This is a genomic window from Neofamilia massiliensis (assembly GCF_001299475.1).
In the GTDB taxonomy this organism is placed as follows: domain Bacteria; phylum Bacillota; class Clostridia; order Tissierellales; family Peptoniphilaceae; genus Neofamilia; species Neofamilia massiliensis.
Genome location: NZ_CYUJ01000003.1, coordinates 278582 through 292937 on the forward strand (window position 1 = coordinate 278582; position 14356 = coordinate 292937).

Here is a 14356-nt window from a genome sequence, read left to right on the forward strand (position 1 = left end):
AAGATTATATATATTATACCATATCAGCCTAAATAATACAGGCTATTTCCCTTGATTCCTGATTAAAAACTTTTTCATAGCCTTTTGCTCCATTTCAATATTATTAATAGCTAGATATGACGTAAAATCAGAAACCTTATTAGTCTTTGATCTAAGACTGTCAAAATCATACGGAGATCCATAATAAGAAATAGGATCTAAGAACTCATTATAATAATTAATAAAATACTTACAGGTCCTAAGCTTTTTAAAAGCCCTGTCCCTAATAGATTTAATATCTTTAATAGGACAACCAAGTAAATCAGCAATTTCTTTCATTCCCTTGCCATAGGTTCCTATACCAAATAAATTACATAGTAAAATATATTCAATTTCAGATAGCTGGCCCCTAGTTTCCTTTCTAATTTCCTGAGATGCAAGGTTGTTTATTAAATCATCTTCAAAGCTTGCTTCCTCATCTTCTATCAGATCAACAAGCAAATAATCTCCCTCTAATGTTTCTATAGGCATATCTAAAGAAACTAGCCTATCTTTAAAGGGCAATATGCTCTTAAGGCTTTCAACAGATATTTTCATAGTGTAGGCTATTTCCTCTATAGTAGGCTCTCTTAATAATTTCTTTTCTAGGTCTCCCTGTATCTTTTTATAGTCATTTAAAATCTTAAAGGCATAGGCAGGGATCCTAACAGTATTATCTTTATTTTCAATGGCCCTATAAATAGCCGATTTAATTTTCCAACTAGCAAAAGTAGAAAACTTGTTACCCTTTCTATAATCAAAACTTTCAACCGCTTCAACAAGTCCTATATTTCCCTCTTGAATTAGATCCATAGCTGTTAAACTCTTAGAATGAAAACTATTGGCAATACTAACAACCAACTTTAAATTAGCTTTAATGAAAATATCTCTAGCCTCAACATTTCCCTTTTCAATTTCCTTAGCCAATTCAATCTCTTCATCTGCTGTTAGAACATTTATTTTTTTGATCTCATTAATATAAGCTTGATATAAATTATCCATAAAAGCCCCCTTGATATGTAAAAGGCCACATATTTTTATTATATGCAGCCATTTATAAAAAAACGTAATGTTAAGAAATTTTATATGTTTAGAGAATTTTTATTTTTTAGATCTGTACTACTTGAGAATAAATAGCAGTCTTTTTATTGTCTAAGATAAAAGTATCAAAGACTATCCTACCTTCAACCAATGCTCCACTGATTCCAGGTGGATTTTCATGGATTCTATAAGACTCTAATTTTTGTACAAATACAATAGCACTTGGATGTACTAAAGCAAAGCCAAAATTATCAGGGCAAACAGATTCAGAAAGCCTAACAACAGTCAAGCCGTCAACCATAGCTATAACCCCTTTAATCTTCATATCTTGAGCTATATCTGTACTCATTAGAAAATCTTTATTCTGTTTTAAAAGCATATAAGTCTTAGCATTAACTAATAGTACCCTACCATAAGTAGGAACATTAGCCTCATCTAACACACTATTGGCCTTTAAAATTTCATCATAAATATTTTCCTTAGTAAGCTTTAAAGCCTCAGCCTTAGTTCCAGCACCTGCTAAAATCTTAGCGATAGCACTATGCTCACTATGTGGGATAACAACTTCCCTAATTTGCCTAGCCAATGCAGAAGCAGCTTGAAGATTTCTTTTAGTTTCATCTTCATCTAGCCTGTCAATAGCAAAAGTAAAAGACTTGTCATTATTAATAATAAACTCTTCAGTAGACCCGCCAAGATTTTCAATTTTTCCATACCTAGAAAAACCGTACTTACCTTCGCCGTCTCTATCATAATTATTAAGTTGAGCGGTATTAATCTTATACACTTTTACAGTATTGGCACCAGTAAAATCAAAGTCCCTATTAGAAATTAGGGCCATTTTACTTTCAGTAGTAAACTGCTCATCAACATAAGGCAAATATTGTGTAGCTAAATCAATAGCCATTTTTCACCTTCCTTTACAAAACAGTAGGAGGTTTAAAAGCTTCTTTTATAGGGTCTCCCTTTACAGAAGATCCAACTTCAGGAATGTGAGGAATATATCTATTATCTTCAGAACCTTTCACGCTGTCAGTGATCTCCTTAACCCTTTTAACAAAAGTATCAACATCTTCCTTAGTTTCTCCATTAAAGAGATCTAAAAACTCAATTGATAGCCCTGATTCAGAAAGGGCATCCCTACAATCAGCCTTTAACTCCCTTTCAAGCAATAATCTTTCCCTTTCCTCTAAGTCCTCATTGCTAGCATCTTTTTCCCTAGCAACTCTTTTTTGAACAATAGAGTTAACCTCATCTTGAGTAAATAACTTTTCGCCACTTTCGTGGTCTTGTCCTAATTCTTGATTAGTTTCTTTTGCTTCCATTATAAAACCCCTTTATAAAGTATTTCCTGCATCATAGCAGTAACTTAATTATACTATATATTGATATATTTTTCAATTTTAAAGGATTTTCAACTATATGTAGTATGTGTCATTATATAGGAATAATAGCACTTAATAAAATACATAACATAAAATAAAAAAAGGCCACTAATAAGCGACCTTTAAATATCGTCAAAAATTACAACTGACGACTTAATATTAAATTGTTTCTTCAAACTATCAATCTGCAATAAGGCATCTTCCTCACTATCGCAAACAATTTGCCTATAGATCCCGTTAATAGTAACATCTATAGTCGCCTTGTCCTTAGAAACAATAGCCAGCAAGCTAACATTAGCCTCATTAAACCTATTTTCAAGTTCGATCAGCTTTCTTTTAAAACTCATATTTAACCTACTTTACTAACTTAAGCTTATCAGCACTATAATTAATTTTTTCCTCAAGATCATTCAACCTTTCTTCCAGCTCAGCCTTTTCAAAGCCTACAAGCCTAATATTACATAAATAGCCCAAGGCCCTAGCCTTACTCTCATCAATTTCATCATTAGCAAGATCAATAATGATCCTTTGCAAGAACCTATTAACACCTGCAATAGTATTCAATCTATTAGAATATTTTTTCCCCAATAAAAACACCTCCTAACCAAGTAACCATCAAGAAGCTTAGGACTATAAGCCTACAATTAATAAACCTATAGCCCTAAAAAACATACAAAAATTTTTACTTGTAAATATCTACATCATCATGTTCATACCTCTTAGGCTTAGTACAATAATAAACAACAGCAACAGCCTTGCCCTTAATATTTAAAGTGTCAATCTTATAAACCTCACCCATAGTCAAATTTTTTAAAATAAAATTATTTTCCCAAGAATCAGGCTTATCTAAATTAACCATAACATACTTCATTAGCGAAGCCCTAAAGTGAAACCATCTTCAAGATACGATCTTTCCCTAAGACCTTGAAGTCTACCACATTCAAAAATCATCATAAGAAGCCAATTAACTTCTGTCTCGTCATCTAATGAAATATCAATACAGTTTAAAGATCCTCGAACAATCAAAGCAAAGTCCTCAGGACTCTTTAAAACTATTCCACCTTCTGTCGCAATTTCTCTAATATCTTTTTCGTTTATAAATAACATTTTAAATTTATCCTTTCTTTTAGTTGGGGTTATATTTGTGGCTTATCATATGCAACGCTATTTCCCAAATAACATATTCCGCCTGAATTTCTTATTTTTTCGTAGCTATCCTCTGTACCTTCATACAATATAAATACGTTATAATATGGATCTTCACCATAAGCTACTGCATTATATTTAATGCTTAATATCTCCGTGCCGTAATCTTGCAAATAGTTTAATGTTCCATTTACATGACTTTCTATTTCGTCATCTTCAAGAAAACTTAAAACCCATATTTGTTTATATTTCTTTTCCATTTACTTATCCTTTCTTTTTTCTATACTCCTATATTAGAGTGTTAACTAGCTAATGTTGGCTATTTTACTTTACTTCACTAGCTTACACAATGTTAGCTAGTAACATGCTACTTTATACTAGAATACATTTTTATGTTAACTAGTACATATATATATATTTAGCCATTTATAACTAGAATACATTTTATTTATTGTCTATAGAGAACTTAACTTCTTCTTGAATAGGCACTACAAAATTTTCAAGATCTTCAGGCCAGCCCCAATAATAATGGCCTTGATACTCATATCTCTTAGACTTTATGTTTAATTCCTTTTTGGCTTCCTCTAGTGTCCTGTTTGATATTCCTTCAGCTTCAGCCTTTTGTACAATTGTCTCTTTTAGCATTGGCCCGTCTTCTAACAATTCATAAAGAAAATCCTTTGCCTTATCTTTTTTAGGTGCTGCTCTTCTTACTTCAAAATCATTCATTATTTCATCTGCTGATAAATTACTATATCCGTCAAAAACAATTCCGCCCGCCTTTGGATCAATATGGAACTGTATTGTTTTTATTTTTCTTATATCTGCAACGTTAGTTTTTACTGCACATAAATTTATTAATGAACTTTCCCTATCTCTAGCAAGGGCCAAAACATTCCTAGCAGCGGCAACTGTATCTATTGATCCAGTAACCCTATTAATGGCTTTTGCTCCAGTGTTTTTATTTGTATGAGCCAGCAATATAACTGTCATATCGTATTTTTCACAAAGGTAAAACAAAGGATTGAGGGCCTCTCTCATACTAGCTTGATCATTACCTTTAGTATTAGGTGGTAAAAATGCCTGTAAAGTGTCAAAGATTATAATATCTGGCTTATGTTCTATTATAAAATTTTCCAGTTCTTTATCTTTATAGTTAGTTGATTTTTCATCTTCTGACATCATAATTATATTTTTATAATTAGGCTTTTCTTTAAAACCCTCTAACCTGTTTTTTAACATTGAAGGACTATCCTCAGCACTTTGGTATATAATTTTATACTCTTTAAAATCTAATCCATAGAATATAGAATTGGGGTTATCTATATAACCACCACTTGACAATACTGCTGCAAGATTCAAGGATAAATAAGTCTTACCTGTTCCAGGTTCTGAAGCTATAACAGTTATACAGCCTTTAGGGATCCATGGAAACCATATCCATTCTACATCTTTAGCCTCTATATCTTCAAAAGATATAGCCTTATACTTAGATTTAACTGGCCTAGGCTTATTCTTATTCACTTTCTTGCAACTTGAAATTGCCCTGCTAATATAGTCATCAATATCATCAACATCATTAAAAGTCTTATAAGGCTTAGAATTAACAATAATTCTTTTCATCTGTTCCCCGTCCTTGGCCGTCCAATAAGCTAAAAAATTGCTATAAGCCTCTTTATAAGATTCAATTGATGAAAATTCAAGCTTAGAAGAATTGTAAAGGCCATTAAAATAATCTTTATCATCTGCCTTTATTTGCTCAATAAGTTTAAAATCTTCTGTAATTAAATTCATTCAAAAATTCCTCACCTCTTTTCTAATAAATATGCTATAATTAGAAAGGATATTAATTTATCCTTTCTTTAGACCATGGCTTTTAGTTGGGGAACTTTTATAGGCCATGGTCCTTTTTTGTTTCCTACTGCCTAACATCATCATCTTTTAAATTAAACCTTTCTTTTAAATAGTCTATAGGGACCCTACCATTAACAGTCATATAACCTTGATCCTCAAGCTCACGATTTAAGGCTCTAATAATCTGATATCCCTTACCTTGCTTGACGCTTAACATATCCATAACGTCATCAATAGTCGCTAATCTTGACATTTTACACCTCCAGTATTAAAAAATATCTCCCCAATTTCAATAGCAGTAAGCTTATATCTCTCACTTATAGCTACTATTTCTTCTTGTCTAAATTGTGCATTATTATTAATTTTTAAGTTTAACCTAGATGCACTTATGCCAATAGCTTTCGCTAGGTCTACTTGAGTATCTCCACACTCAACCATTTTAGCCTTTAATTTGTTTGGATTCACTTTTACACCTCCTTTCCTGTTTTACGGTATTTACTTTTTACTGTATCCGTTAATTATTATTATAAGTGTTTTTTTACTGTTGTCAATAGTTTTTATTGCAAATTTACGGAAAAAGTTTATAATTGTTTTATGAGGAGGTTTTAAAATGTGCTTTTCAACAAAATTAAAGAAATTAAGAACTGAAAAAGAGCTAACACAAAAAGAGTTATCTAGTGAATTAAAAAAGCTTTATGATATTAATTTTTCAAATAGAAATATTTCCTATTATGAAAGAGAAGAAAATGGGGCTACCATTCCCGATTTAAAAATAGTAGAAGCTTTAGCTAACTATTTTAATGTTTCTACTAACTACCTTCTAGGAATTAGTGAAAAATCCCAAGAAGAAGAAATTGTAAAAAGGTTAACTGAGAAAACTGATGACAATACTATTAAATGGTATGAAGACGATCCATCAAAGAACTACAATGAGTTTAATGACAGATTGCTTGAAAATTATTCTAGGGTTTTCAACAGGAACTATTTTCTCCAAAAACTAAGTGAAATAGTAGATATTGATGCTGAGAATATATGTTATAACGTATACTACACTGATATTTCAGGTAATTTCTATGTACTAATAGATATTGAAACTGTTATTCATCTTTATTATGTGGAGACTGACATTGAATTTGATGCAATGACAGAATTCTATTGCAGTGATTACAAAATAATAAAAATAGGAGATTCAAGCAAAATTCCAGCCATTAATGATCTATTAGAATCAGCGACAATTGATGATAATCAAAAAAACAGAACATCAACATTAAATAGCTTACTAGACAATTTAAACAATATAGACTAACCCCAACAGTCAAAGAAAGGAATGAAATAATATGCCAGCATACAAAGACACCAATAACAACACATGGTACTGTAAATTTTATTATGAAGACTACAAGGGAGAAACAAAGACAAAATTTAAAAGAGGCTTTAAAAGAAAGAAAGACGCCCAAGAATTTGAAAGGAATTTCTTACAGTCAAGCCAGTTTCAACCTGAAATCCCATTCAAGGATTTTATAGAGATCTATAAGAAAGACACCTATCCCCAATTAAGAGAGCATACAATACAAAATAAAAAATATAGATTAGTTAGAATCCTGCCATACTTTGAAGATATACCACTAAAAGACATAACATCAATAGATATAGTAAAGTGGCAAAATGAAATGATAAAACTAGGCTTTAAAAGCTCATATATAAACAACCTACAAAATCAACTATCAGCAATATTAAATCATGCAGTAAAATTCTATGGCCTAAAAGAAAATCCAGCAAGAAAAGCAGGCAGGGTTAACATACCTGATGAAATTCCCTCTAAAATGAGATTCTGGACCTTTGACGAATATAGCCATGTAATAGCATTAATAAACGATTTAAAAGCAAAAACGGCTATAAATCTCTTGTACTGGACAGGTATGAGAAAAGGAGAGTTGTTCGCTCTTACTTGGGCAGATATAGATCTAGAAAACAAAACAATAAACATAAACAAGTCATATCAAAGACTAAAAGGAAAAGACGTAATAACACCAACAAAGACCTATGAAAACAGGCTAATAATGATCCCTGATACAACAGTAAATCAATTACTAGAATATAAAGCCAAATGTTATGACACTAGCCCTGACGCACCAGTTTTCCAATGGAATAAAAGATTTATAGAAAATGGAATAAAACAAGGCTCACAAGATGCAGGAATAGAAAGAATCCACGTTCACGGCCTAAGACATAGCCACGCAAGCTATTTAATAAATCAAAAAGTTAATATAGTCCTAATATCAAAAAGACTAGGCCACAAAGACACATCAATAACACTAGACACCTATAGCCACTTCTTCCCTACTGAAGAAATAAACCTAATGGAGAACATAAACAAACAACTAGAAAATAAATAAAACAAACACAACAAAAAGAAGCATATTGCATTCAGCCAGATTATAATTGATTGGCCTGCAATATGCTTCTTTTAATTTTAGTATCAAATTAGTATCACTTATTTTTTTAATGGCTAATTTTCAACGTTTAAATACATTATGGCGAAGACGAGTGGGAATCGAACCCACCTAAGAGGAACTCCTCTCACAACGGTTTTGAAGACCGCAGAGCACACCAGAAACTCATTCGCCTTCAGATTTTTAGTTTTTTATTTTATATAGGTCTAGTAAAAAATCTAAAAACTCCCTACTTAAAATAGACATATACTTTTCTTTTTGACAAACTATATAAAAGTCTCTAGCTGATCCTATATCTTTTAATGGATAGGTTAAAACTAAGTCGTCATAGTTAAGGGCGCTTATAACCTTGCTAGATAATATTGATACTCCAAGGCCAATTTTTACTGCTTCTAAGATACTTATTGGATCTGACATTGAAGCAACTACATTTAAGTCTTTTGGGTTTAGTTTTTTTGATGAAAAGTATTTTAGTATTTCCTTTTTTGTTCCAGACTGGTCTTCCCTCATTATAAAGGGTTTTGTAAAAATTTCTTCTCTAGGATTTTTCTTAGAGTGGATTTTTTTATATTCATCTGTCTTAGGCATTATAAATAAAAGTTCATCATTTGTAAAGGGTATGAACTGTAAATCGTAGTCTAAAACTTTTGTTCCAACTAGGCCGATTTCTAAAACTCCGTCATTTACCTTGTTTATTATGTCCATGGAGTCAGAATTTATTATATCAAATTTCACTTCTGGCATCTTTTCGTGGAAATTTTTTATAATAAATGGCAGGTCGCCTATGGTAATTGCAGATGAGGATCCAATTCTAAGAACCTCCCCTCTTGAACCAAGTAAACTTTCGTTTATTTTATCTTTTATGCTTAAGATTTTTATTGCATAGTCATATAGTTTTTGTCCTGCTTCTGTTATTTGAAATTCTTTAGTTGTCCTTTTTATTAGTTGAACCTTAAATTCTTTTTCTAAGGCATTAACATGGGCAGATACTGTTGGTTGGGTTAGGTATAAATTATCTGCTGCCTTGGAAAAGTTTTTTGCTTCTACTACTTCTACAAAAGTTTCAAGTTGTCTTATGTCCATTTTTTCCCTCCTCTTCTATTCTATATGTATTTATCATAAATTTCAATATATAAGTGATATAAATAGATTTTTTTTATTAGTCTAAGGTTTTTTTTGATGCTATACTAAAGCTAGTTAAGTAATTATTAATTTAATAGGAGGTCAAGTGAAATATTTTGTTATTGGCTTTGCTAGTACAAGTGATGCTATGGCCATGGAATATTTTTGTAAAAAAAATAAGGTTCCTGGCAGACTTATTGCAAATCCTAAAGAGCTTTCAACTTCTTGTGGCCTTGCCTGGAAGTTTGAGGACGCCTATAAAAGCGAAGCTGACTTAGAAGATTTTTTAAGGGTTAATAATTTAGCCTGGGAAAAGATGGTCTTATTAGACTTTTAAGAATTGAGGTGGATATGAATTTTATTGGAATTGATATTGGCTCAACTGCTGCTAAAGTCTGTGTAAAGGGAGACAAAGATTTACTCTTTAGACTACCTACTGGCTGGTCTAGTGTTGAAACTGCTCAGACTATTAGAGAAAAACTTTTAAAAGAAGGAATTGATGTTTCCTCTTCTGACACTAAAGTTGTAGCTACTGGTTACGGCAGAGTTGCAGTTGACTATGCTGATAAGGTTATTACAGAAATCACCTGCCATGGTAGAGGCGGTAGAGAAATTGCAGGAGATAATGTCGGCATTATTGATGTTGGTGGCCAAGACACCAAGGCGATTTTAATTGAAAATGGCATGGTCACAAACTTTTTAATGAACGACAAGTGTTCAGCTGGAACTGGAAAATTTTTAGAAGTTATGGCTAACAAGTTGTCTGTAACTATAGATGATCTATTTGAACTTGCCAAGGAAGGAAAAGTTCTTCCTATTTCTAGTTTGTGTACAGTTTTTGCTGAGTCAGAAATTATTAGCTACATTGGCCAAGGAAAGAAAAGAGAAGATATTGCTGCTGGAGTTGTTGATTCTGTTGCAACAAAGGTTAGCCAACTGGTCCAAAGGTTAGACCTTCCTGAAACTGTTATTTTGACAGGTGGTCTCAGTCACAATGAATTTTTTACTAAGATCTTGTCTGAAAAATTAGGAAGAAATGTTAAAACTACAAAAAATGGCATCTATGCAGGAGCAATTGGTGCCGCATTACTTGCAAAGGAGAAAAAATAATATGAAAATTATAAAAGACTTGCCAGAAATTTTTGAAGAATTTGCCGATCAGAGAAAAAATTCATTTTTAGCTGTAAAAGAATACAAGGACAAAAACATTCCAGTAGTTGGTTCTTATTGTACTTATTTCCCTAGAGAAATTGCTGAAGCAGCTGGAGCAGCTACTGTTTCTCTTTGTTCAACTTCTGATGAAACTATAGCTGAAGCAGAAAAGGACCTACCAAAAAACCTTTGTCCCCTAATTAAATCTTCTTATGGCTTTGCAAAAGCTGACAAGTGCCCTTTCTTCTATTTTTCTGATGTAGTTGTAGGCGAAACTACTTGTGACGGCAAGAAAAAAATGTATGAGCTAATGAGTGAATTTAAGCCAGTGTTTTTAATGGAACTTCCTAACAGCCAGTCTGAAAGATCTTTGGACCTTTGGGTTCAAGAAGTAATTGATCTAAAAAATTTCTTAGAAGAAAAATTTGAAACTGAAATTACTGACGAAAAGTTATTGGAAACTGTTAAAATTGAAAACAATATTAGAAAGGCAATGAAAAACCTAGCTGGAGTAATGAAAGCTGATCCTACTCCAATTTCTGGCTATGATTTATTTAAGGTTTTATATGGCTCAACTTTTAAACTTGAAAGAGAAAAATTACCTGAGGAAATAAATGCCCTTGCCAAGGAGATTGTGGAAAATCCAGATACAAGTAGAGAAAAGAAACCTAGAATTTTAGTAACTGGTTGTCCTCTTGGTGGAGCTACTGAAAAAATTATTAAGGCCATTGAAGACAATGGTGCTGTAATTGTCTCTTATGAAAACTGTACTGGCGAAAAAAATTATGATAACTTTGTAGATGAAAATGCTGACGACCTTTACAGGGCTATAGCTAGAAGGTACCTAGACATTGGATGTTCTGTAATGACTCCAGACCAAAACAGATTTGACCTTTTAAGCAGACTAATTGATGAGTACAAAGTAGACGGTGTTGTTGAAATGAACCTTCAAGCCTGTCACACTTATGCAATTGAAAGTCACAGTATAAGAAAGTTTATAACTGAAGAAAAGAACATTCCTTTTATCTCCATTGAAACTGACTACTCACAAGCTGACATAGGCCAACTTAATACTAGAGTTTCTGCCTTTATAGAAATGTTATAATAGCTATAAGTAAAAATTCTTATTGTAAATTTGCTTTTACAGAAAGGAGCTACTATGAAAGATTTAGAATTAGAAGTTTGTGGTGGATGTAATGCAAAAATCCCTGCAGGCTCTCTTGATGAAATATTAAAGTCCATTCCCCTACTAAAAAGGCCTGACATTCTTGTAGGCTTTGACTCAAAAGACGACGCAGCTGTTATTGAAATCTCAGATGAAGTTGCCGTTATTTTAACCTTGGACTTTTTTCCTTCTATGGTTAAGGACCCATATATCTTTGGCCAAATTGCTGCTGCCAATGCCCTATCAGATATTTATGCTATGGGAGCTGAACCAGTTTGTGGCCTAAATATTGTAGCCTTTCCTGAAGAAGGAGATGTTAAGGCCTTGGAAGAAATTTTAAGAGGCGGAGCAGAAAAAGTTAAAGAAGCTGGAGCAAGTTTAGTTGGTGGCCACTCTATCCACGACCCAAAAGTCAAGTATGGCCTAAGTGTTCTTGGCAAAGTTCATCCAAAAAATATTTGGCAAAACAATACGCCAAGACAGGGAGACTATTTAATTCTCACCAAGCCCCTAGGTGTAACCCTAATAACAAATGGTTACAGCGTTGGCCTTTCTAGTGAAGAAGAGTATGAAGCTGCCCTAGCATCTATGACTAAGCTAAATAAATACGCCAGAGATATCTTTTGTAAATACGATGTCTCTTGTGGAACTGATGTTACAGGCTTTGGCTTTTTAGGTCATTTAGGTGAAATAATTGACGGCCAGTACACAGCTATAATCGAGGCTGATAAGCTTCCAATTTTGCCAGGAGCAAAAAAATGTGCTGAAGAATTTATCTTCACTAAAGGCGGCCAAAGAAACAGGTCCTTTATGGAAGATAGGGTTGAGTTTCAAGTTGATGACTTTGCCTTAGAAGAAGTTCTCTACGATCCACAAACTTCTGGCGGACTTTTAGTTTGTCTAAGAGAAGACCAAGCTGAGGAGGCTCTTGAAGAATTAAAAAACGCAAATATTGATGCAAGTATTATTGGTCAAATTCACAAGAGATTTGACAAGGATATAATTATTATTTAAGGAGGAATTTTATTATGAAAACAATTGATGCACTAGGAATTGAATGTCCAATGCCAGTAATTATGGCTAAGAGAGTTATTAAAGAAGGAGAAGATAATTTTTTAGTTTTAGTTGACAATGAAGTTGCTACAGAAAATCTTTCTAAAATGGCCAAACAAACTGGTTTTGATGTAGACATTAAGAAAGTTGATGACGAAAAATATGAAGTTGTCTTTACAAAGACAACTAATAAAGAAACAAGTAAGGAAAAAGAAGATGCCTATGTTGTTGTCTTTGACTCAAACAAACTAGGCCATGGCGAAGAAGAATTTTCTAAAAAATTAATAGAAAGTTTCTTGCTCGCTTTAACTGAACAAGACAAGTATCCAGAATATGTAATTTGTTATAACAAGGGAGTCGAGCTAACAACTATTGTTGACAATGCAGTTGAAGACTTAGAAAAACTTACAAATGCTGGTGTCGAAGTTCTATCTTGTGGCCTTTGCCTAGACAACTATCATCTAAAGGACAAACTAAGAGTTGGTGAAATTACAAATATGTATAGGATTTGTGAGCTAATGACTCAGTTTAAAGTGGTTAGACCTTAATGGACTACTGTCTTTATACTTTTTCTTCTAGTTCACAGGCTATGAAGTCTGAAATTCTCTTAGGAAAAAATAAAATAAACTGTAGGCTAGTGCCACTTCTTGCTGAAATTGATGCAAGCTGTGGCCTTGCCCTTCGCTTTAATATAGAGGATTATAAGAAGGTTGAAGACTTATTTGTAGCTGAAAACTTTTCTTATGAAGGCCGTTATGTTTTATCATATGTCGATGGCCAAAGAAAACCTGAGGTGAAAGTTTATGATTTATCTTGATAATGGTGCCACTTCTTTAAAAAAACCAAAGGCAGTTGCTGATGCAGTCTATCAGGCTATTGTTTCTGAAGACTATGGCAATCCATCTAGGGGGTCCTATGACCAAAGTCTTAATGCCCTAAGGGCCTTGATGGAAGTTAGAATGACTGTGGCTGATTATTTTTCCTTAGACGATCCTTTAAAAGTTGTTCTAACTCCTAATATTACCTATGGACTAAATTTTGTAATTAAGTCTTTGTTTAAGGCACCTGACCATATTATTACTTCAGTTAGTGAACATAATTCTGTTCTTAGGCCTCTTTATGACCTTGAAGAAAGAGGGGGATCTCTTTCCTTCTTAGGTCTCAACGAGGATTTTTCTATAAAAATTGCAGACATAGAAAAGCACATTAACAAAAACACCAAGGCCATAGTTATAACTGCAGCCTCAAATGTATCTGGCAGGATAACTGACTTAAAAAGAGTTAGTGAGATTGCCAGGGCTAATAATTTAATTTTAATTATTGATGGGGCCCAAAGTGCTGGCTGTCTTGAATTTTCTATGAAGGACTTTGACCAAACTATCTTTTGTTTTACTGGCCACAAGTCCCTTCACGGTCCTCAAGGCACAGGTGGATGTTTGATTAAGGGAGACTTTGCCTTTGATCAAGTTTTTGCTGGCGGATCTGGTTTTGATTCTTTTTCTAAACACCAACCAAATGTCCTGCCAGAATTATTTGAACCAGGAACTGCTAACGTTCCATCGTTTTTAGGTTTAAAGGCTGGAATTGAAGAGCTAATTAAAAATCCGCCTTACAAAAAAATCCAAGACCTAACTAGGCTTTTATATACTGAGCTAAAGAAAAATGACAAGTTAGAATTTTATACTTCCTTTACTCATGAAAATGCCCCTGTTGTTTCCTTTAACATCAAGGACATGGCAGCTAACGAAGTTGGCCAAAGACTTTATGACGAATATGGTCTTTGTGTCAGAACTGGCAGCCACTGTGCTCCCCTTTTTCACAAATGGGTTGGCACAGAAGACCGAGGCATAGTTAGATTGTCACTTTCTTCTTATAATACTGAAGAAGAAATTATGAAGGCTGTTAAGGCCATAGAAGAATTATCAAACAAATAAAAATTTAAAAAAAGATGAGACTCTGGATAAATT

General features: G+C 33.1%; 21 protein-coding genes and 1 tRNA gene. 9 read left to right on the top strand and 13 right to left on the bottom strand.

Annotated features, from left to right (window positions below; translation table 11 throughout):
* Nucleotides 1-42 precede the first annotated feature (42 nt).
* From BN2667_RS05765 to BN2667_RS05815, 11 genes are all read right to left on the bottom strand, one after another.
* Nucleotides 43-1020: a sigma-70 family RNA polymerase sigma factor gene (locus BN2667_RS05765; protein WP_054252380.1), complete on the bottom strand. Its 978-nt coding sequence runs from the start codon at nt 1018-1020 to the stop codon at nt 43-45.
* Between the two features lie 106 nt (nt 1021-1126).
* On the bottom strand, nt 1127-1966 hold the full coding sequence (locus BN2667_RS05770; RefSeq protein WP_054252381.1) for a hypothetical protein: 840 nt from the start codon (nt 1964-1966) through the stop codon (nt 1127-1129).
* A 13-nt stretch (nt 1967-1979) separates the two neighbouring features.
* The gene (locus BN2667_RS05775) at nt 1980-2384 is read right to left on the bottom strand and encodes a DUF4355 domain-containing protein (RefSeq protein ID WP_054252382.1); all 405 of its coding nucleotides are present in this window, start codon (nt 2382-2384) and stop codon (nt 1980-1982) included.
* A 182-nt stretch (nt 2385-2566) separates the two neighbouring features.
* Nucleotides 2567-2791, bottom strand: coding sequence for a hypothetical protein (locus tag BN2667_RS05780; RefSeq protein ID WP_054252383.1), 225 nt, complete (start codon nt 2789-2791; stop codon nt 2567-2569).
* Nucleotides 2792-2798: 7 nt separating this feature from the next.
* Complete coding sequence (locus BN2667_RS05785) at nt 2799-3032, bottom strand: hypothetical protein (protein WP_054252384.1); 234 nt, start codon at nt 3030-3032, stop codon at nt 2799-2801.
* Nucleotides 3033-3126: 94 nt separating this feature from the next.
* On the bottom strand, nt 3127-3315 hold the full coding sequence (locus BN2667_RS05790) for a hypothetical protein (RefSeq protein ID WP_054252385.1): 189 nt from the start codon (nt 3313-3315) through the stop codon (nt 3127-3129).
* Entirely contained in the window at nt 3315-3551 is a 237-nt protein-coding gene (locus tag BN2667_RS05795) for a hypothetical protein (RefSeq protein WP_054252386.1), read from the bottom strand. The genes BN2667_RS05790 and BN2667_RS05795 overlap by 1 nt, the downstream gene beginning before the upstream one ends.
* A gap of 29 nt (nt 3552-3580) precedes the next feature.
* The gene (locus tag BN2667_RS05800) at nt 3581-3850 is read right to left on the bottom strand and encodes a hypothetical protein (protein WP_054252387.1); all 270 of its coding nucleotides are present in this window, start codon (nt 3848-3850) and stop codon (nt 3581-3583) included.
* Nucleotides 3851-4034: 184 nt separating this feature from the next.
* Nucleotides 4035-5384, bottom strand: a complete 1350-nt coding sequence (locus tag BN2667_RS05805; protein ID WP_054252388.1) for an AAA family ATPase — start codon at nt 5382-5384, stop codon at nt 4035-4037.
* A gap of 124 nt (nt 5385-5508) precedes the next feature.
* Complete coding sequence (locus BN2667_RS05810) at nt 5509-5697, bottom strand: hypothetical protein (protein WP_054252389.1); 189 nt, start codon at nt 5695-5697, stop codon at nt 5509-5511.
* On the bottom strand, nt 5685-5909 hold the full coding sequence (locus tag BN2667_RS05815) for a DUF739 family protein (RefSeq protein ID WP_054252390.1): 225 nt from the start codon (nt 5907-5909) through the stop codon (nt 5685-5687). Before BN2667_RS05815 ends, BN2667_RS05810 begins: the two co-directional genes overlap by 13 nt.
* Nucleotides 5910-6054: 145 nt before the next feature.
* On the opposite strand from BN2667_RS05815, the gene BN2667_RS05820 reads away from it, so the two are divergent.
* Nucleotides 6055-6750 (top strand): helix-turn-helix domain-containing protein, encoded by a 696-nt coding sequence (locus tag BN2667_RS05820; protein WP_054252391.1) that lies wholly within the window; start codon nt 6055-6057, stop codon nt 6748-6750.
* A gap of 31 nt (nt 6751-6781) precedes the next feature.
* Nucleotides 6782-7840 carry a tyrosine-type recombinase/integrase gene (locus BN2667_RS05825; RefSeq protein WP_054252392.1) on the top strand — a complete coding sequence of 353 codons (1059 nt, stop codon included), beginning with the start codon at nt 6782-6784 and terminating at the stop codon, nt 7838-7840.
* 139 nt (nt 7841-7979) lie between these two features.
* Here BN2667_RS05825 and BN2667_RS09360 read toward each other — a convergent pair.
* Together BN2667_RS09360 and BN2667_RS05830 are read right to left on the bottom strand one after the other, a co-directional pair.
* Nucleotides 7980-8074, bottom strand: a tRNA-Sec gene (locus tag BN2667_RS09360).
* Nucleotides 8075-8080: 6 nt separating this feature from the next.
* Nucleotides 8081-8980, bottom strand: coding sequence for a selenium metabolism-associated LysR family transcriptional regulator (locus BN2667_RS05830; RefSeq protein ID WP_054252393.1), 900 nt, complete (start codon nt 8978-8980; stop codon nt 8081-8083).
* Between the two features lie 145 nt (nt 8981-9125).
* On the opposite strand from BN2667_RS05830, the gene BN2667_RS05835 reads away from it, so the two are divergent.
* From BN2667_RS05835 to BN2667_RS05865, 7 genes are read left to right on the top strand one after another with little or no spacing between them, the layout of a single operon-like run.
* Nucleotides 9126-9356 carry a putative Se/S carrier protein gene (locus BN2667_RS05835; protein WP_082380209.1) on the top strand — a complete coding sequence of 77 codons (231 nt, stop codon included), beginning with the start codon at nt 9126-9128 and terminating at the stop codon, nt 9354-9356.
* A 14-nt stretch (nt 9357-9370) separates the two neighbouring features.
* Nucleotides 9371-10129 (top strand): acyl-CoA dehydratase activase, encoded by a 759-nt coding sequence (locus BN2667_RS05840; protein ID WP_054252394.1) that lies wholly within the window; start codon nt 9371-9373, stop codon nt 10127-10129.
* 1 nt (nt 10130) lies between these two features.
* On the top strand, nt 10131-11276 hold the full coding sequence (locus BN2667_RS05845; protein ID WP_054252395.1) for a double-cubane-cluster-containing anaerobic reductase: 1146 nt from the start codon (nt 10131-10133) through the stop codon (nt 11274-11276).
* A 54-nt stretch (nt 11277-11330) separates the two neighbouring features.
* Nucleotides 11331-12350: a selenide, water dikinase SelD gene (selD, locus tag BN2667_RS05850; RefSeq protein ID WP_054252396.1), complete on the top strand. Its 1020-nt coding sequence runs from the start codon at nt 11331-11333 to the stop codon at nt 12348-12350.
* 14 nt (nt 12351-12364) lie between these two features.
* The gene (gene yedF / locus BN2667_RS05855; protein ID WP_054252397.1) at nt 12365-12937 is read left to right on the top strand and encodes a sulfurtransferase-like selenium metabolism protein YedF; all 573 of its coding nucleotides are present in this window, start codon (nt 12365-12367) and stop codon (nt 12935-12937) included.
* Nucleotides 12937-13206 carry a putative Se/S carrier protein gene (locus BN2667_RS05860; RefSeq protein ID WP_054252398.1) on the top strand — a complete coding sequence of 90 codons (270 nt, stop codon included), beginning with the start codon at nt 12937-12939 and terminating at the stop codon, nt 13204-13206. Before yedF ends, BN2667_RS05860 begins: the two co-directional genes overlap by 1 nt.
* The gene (locus tag BN2667_RS05865) at nt 13193-14323 is read left to right on the top strand and encodes an aminotransferase class V-fold PLP-dependent enzyme (RefSeq protein WP_054252399.1); all 1131 of its coding nucleotides are present in this window, start codon (nt 13193-13195) and stop codon (nt 14321-14323) included. The genes BN2667_RS05860 and BN2667_RS05865 overlap by 14 nt, the downstream gene beginning before the upstream one ends.
* The last annotated feature ends 33 nt before the right edge of the window (nt 14324-14356 follow it).